This window comes from Chamaesiphon sp. OTE_8_metabat_110 (assembly GCF_031382685.1).
Lineage (GTDB): Bacteria > Cyanobacteriota > Cyanobacteriia > Cyanobacteriales > Chamaesiphonaceae > Chamaesiphon.
Window position 1 is genome coordinate 1 of record NZ_JANMZA010000013.1, and the last position, 4,163, is coordinate 4,163.

Annotated in this window: 3 protein-coding genes; all 3 read left to right on the forward strand. The window is 49.3% G+C overall.

The genetic code is table 11. The features are described from left to right. The coding region (locus RMO52_RS00365; protein ID WP_310410000.1) for a methyl-accepting chemotaxis protein at positions 1 to 1,827 on the forward strand (1,827 nt) is incomplete at its 5' end. A 40-nt stretch (positions 1,828 to 1,867) separates the two neighbouring features. Next, positions 1,868 to 2,245, forward strand: a complete 378-nt coding sequence (locus RMO52_RS00370; RefSeq protein ID WP_310410002.1) for a four helix bundle protein — start codon at positions 1,868 to 1,870, stop codon at positions 2,243 to 2,245. A 119-nt stretch (positions 2,246 to 2,364) separates the two neighbouring features. After that, positions 2,365 to 4,163 (forward strand): Hpt domain-containing protein (locus RMO52_RS00375; protein WP_310410004.1); only part of this gene is annotated, 1,799 nt, incomplete at its 3' end.

The following is a 4,163-nucleotide window of genomic DNA, read 5'->3' on the forward strand; positions in this document are numbered from 1 at the left end:
CCTATCCCCTATCCCCTAATCATGCTATCCAACTTCAAAACCAACTTCCAATCCAAATTCAATAACCTGACTTTCAAAACTAGAGCGATCGGTACTGTCGTATTGCTATCGGTCTTGCCCGTGGCTACGGTTGGCGGTCTAGCCTACTTCGCTTCTTACGATAGCTTGAAGAAGGTAGAAACAGAAAACCAACAATTGGCAACTGGCACACTAGCAGATGCCCTGACTCGCTTTATTAGTATTCGGAGCAAGGATGCTCAGGCTCTTGCTAGTTCGCCATTGTTTGATAACCAAAAGATTTCCAAAGGCTTAACGATCGCGGACAAAGAAGCATATTTGAATGATTATCTCGCTCGATATACATTCTTTGATGGAGCGGAGGTTTTAGATCTTAAAGGCGATCCGATCGCGTTTTCCAAAAAAAATATTAAAACTAATTATGCAGGCCAAATTTATTTCAAAAACGTTCTCAAAACTGGTAAGCCTTTTATCAGTAGCGTCGAAATTTCTAAAGTTACTAAAGCACCATCGATCTTCTTTGCTGCGCCAGTCAAAGATAACGTCACAGGTCAACTCATTGGCATCCTGTGCTTGAGAATGCCTGTCGCCAGTCTCAAATCGATTGCCGAGCCGTACGCTACCAATAGCAACGAATGGCACATTATCGACAAAAATACCAATAAATTTGTCCTCGCACTCGAAGAAAACCAAGTCGGGCGGAGTACTAGTGACTTTTCTGAATATGAGCGGTTGAAAAATAGTACCAAGCCGCAGTCTACATTTGACGTCGATCGAGTCGATAATCAACAGCAGTTAATCTCCGTCTTAAGCTTGCCCAAAACTGAAGAGCTAGGCGCGAGTAATTTGGGCGTCATTCTGTCAAAAGACAAAGCGATTATCGATGCCAAAGAAAGTAGCGTCCTACTGATCTTAGCACTGGGGATGTTGACCACAGGGGCGGTGACGATCGGCTTGTCGCTGCTGCTCGGAAATCGCATTACCAAGTTTATTCAACAGCTAGCAGACTCGATCGCCAATTCCACAGGCACGATCGTCGATACAGTCGAGATGCAGGAAGTCACCGTGAACATGCAGGCAAACTCCGCGATCGATACCAGTAAAACCGTCAACGAACTCGGCGCGATCTCCTTCCAGTCCGCCGCTCAAGCCGAAGCCTCCGCCAACGGTGCCCGCCAAGCGCTGTCGCTCTCTGAGGACGGAACTCGCGCGGTACAACAGACCCTCCAAGGGATGACTGGACTGCGCGATAAAGTAGACGCGATCGCCAGCCAGATCGTCAACCTCAGCGAACAAACCGGACAAATTACCGTAGTATCGGATCTCGTGGCAGATTTGGCAAGTCAGACGAATATGCTCGCACTCAACGCCGCCGTAGAAGCAGCTCGCGCCGGGGAACAAGGTCGCGGCTTTAGCGTAGTTGCCGATGAAATTCGGAAACTCGCCGACCAAAGTAAAAAATCAGCCGATAAAATTAATGCCCTCGCCGATGATATTCAATCAGCAATTAACCGCACCGTCATGGTGACTGATGAAGGCACCAAAACGGTAAACGAAGGGATCGACCTCGCTCAAGCCACCGCCGCCACCTTCGCGGGTGTGACAGATGCCGTAAACAACGTATTCTTGAACTCCCAACAGATCTCCACCAGTGCCAAACAGCAAGCCGTATCGATCCAGCAGGTACTCAGCTCGATGACCAACATCTCCCAAGGCTCCCAAGAAAGCGCCATCGGGATGCACCAAGTCAAAATGACCACCAAGGAGTTGACCCAGGTCGCGGATGAGTTGAAGGCAGCGGTGGTCTAGGGAATAGGGGATAGGGGATAGGGGATAGGGAGAAAATTGGATGGGTATTAGTAGTTTTCGTGAATTAAGAGTTTGGCAGTTAGGGATGGAATTGACCGAAAAAATATATCGCCTAACCGCAGACTTTCCTAAGTCAGAAACGTATGGGCTAAGTAGTCAAATGCGTCGCTCCGCTGTATCTATCCCCTCTAATCTAGCTGAAGGACATGGTAGAAACTCAACAAAAGAGTTTTTACAATTTATTGCCATTGCTTTCGGATCTATCTGCGAACTCGAAACCCAAATTTTATTATCTCATCGATTGAAATACATTGAAACCACCGATTTAGAAACGACCCTAGCATTATTAACGGAAACTAGTAAAACAACTCGTGGGTTACAAAAAGCCCTTAAGGCGAAATTAGGGGATAGGGAATAGGGGATAGGGAATAGTGATTAACGCGCACGGCGCGTCAAGACACCTACGTTGCGACTATCCCTTACCCCCTACCCTCTATCCCCTATCCCCTATCCCCTATCCCCTATCCCCTAACACCCATGTACATCGACGACCAAGAACTAAGAGGACTGTACAAAACCTCCGCCGCCGAGCATGTCCAAGCGATCGAGTCGGCACTGATGCAGTTGGAAAGACAGCCGCAAAATCTGGCTCCAGTCAAGGAGTTATTGCGATCGGCGCATACGCTCAAAGGCGACTCGCGGATGTTGGGGGTGGAGAATGTGGAAACCCTCGTCCACCAGATCGAAGAGTGTCTGATGCCCATCGAGAAGGGTCAGGAACAGATGACTGAGGAGTTGTGCGATCGCTTGTACGCGGGACTCGACAGCATCAAGCAATTAGCGCATACAGCCGTCACTGGAGAACCGAATGATGTCAATATGTTTTATGTATTGGCAACTCTCATGGGCGATGGCTTGCAAATGCCTACGATTCCGATGGTGGCGTCCTCGCTCCCGGTCGATGTGGCACCGTCGCCATCTGAACTCGATGACTCAGGTTCTTTTGGTTGGATAACGCTTTCTGATGAAGAAGCAATCTTCGATGCACCCAAAGATCTGTGGATCCATGAAGATAATACCTCTCCCATTTCTGATACACAGCAGCCGCTCTGGAGCAATGGCGAGTCGCTACCAGCAGCCGCACCCTCCCAACTGCAAGCAAATTTCTGGGAATTAGCTGCTGAGTTATTTTCGCCAGACTCGACATTGCCACAGTTGGAGAGCGATACTGTCTTTAACGATTTTACGATCCTACCTGGTACCTCCCAGCCACCAGAGAGCGCGGTGACAGCCGAGTTATTCGTTGGCGAAGCCTCTCTGAAAGAGAATGGCGATGATGAGTTTATGTCGCTGTTGAGTCAAGAGCCGCTGGGTGATGCGACGATCGATAGCTTGGATCTGGGCGATGAAGATTTCCTGTTTAGTGATTTCGACGCGACGTTATTACCGCTCAGTGGCGATTTAAGCACGATTGAAGGAACGTTCTCGGAGCGATCGATCGCCGATCTAGAGATGACGCCAACGGTTGTCGAGCCAGTTGTCATCGATGCACCCGCCACACCATCAGTAGCGGCGGCGAATGCTAGCGAATACCAGATCGATACAATTCGAGTCGAAGCCAAACAGTTGGATACTTTGATGGGACAATCTGGGGAAATTAATGTCCTCAACCAACAGATTGTCAGTAGATTAGTCGATCTCGATACGATGCTCGAACTCTGGGAAGAGGGCACTCGCGATTCTGCCCAGATCCAATCCCAGATCCAGCAGCTTCCTTTCCATTCGCCACTGTATCGCCAATTGCAGCAGACTGCTCAGCAGTGGGAGCAGATGGGAGCCTTAATTAGCAAGTTCAAAAAGTCCCTCGATTCCGATAGCTCCAGACTCGATGTGGTGACGTCGGCACTGGATTCTGGGGTCAAGCAGCTCCGGTTGTTACCACTATCGACAATTTTCAATCTCTTTCCTCGGATGGTGCGAGATCTCGCCAAAACCCAATCTAAGGAAATTAATTTCGCGATCGAGGGTGGCGATCTCCTCCTCGATAAACGGCTCTTAGAAGAGATTAAAGACCCGTTGATGCACTTGATCCGAAATGCGATCGATCATGGGATCGAGCCGCCAGCAGAACGCCAACTGAGCGACAAACCCTCAGCCGCAAACCTGACAATTCGAGTCCAGCAGACGGGCAGCCAAACGACGATCGAGATCCTTGACGATGGGCGGGGGTTGGACATACAAAGGATTAAAGCTACTGCGATTAAGCGCGGCTTACATACCAGTGCCGAGTTAGACCAAATGAGCGTCGAGCGCGTCCAATCGCTGATTTTTGCCTC

Excerpts from the sequence above, each read along its gene's own strand:
- RMO52_RS00370 (WP_310410002.1), top strand. The coding sequence starts at position 1,868 with ATGGGTATTAGTAGTTTTCGTGAATTAAGAGTTTGGCAGTTAGGGATG.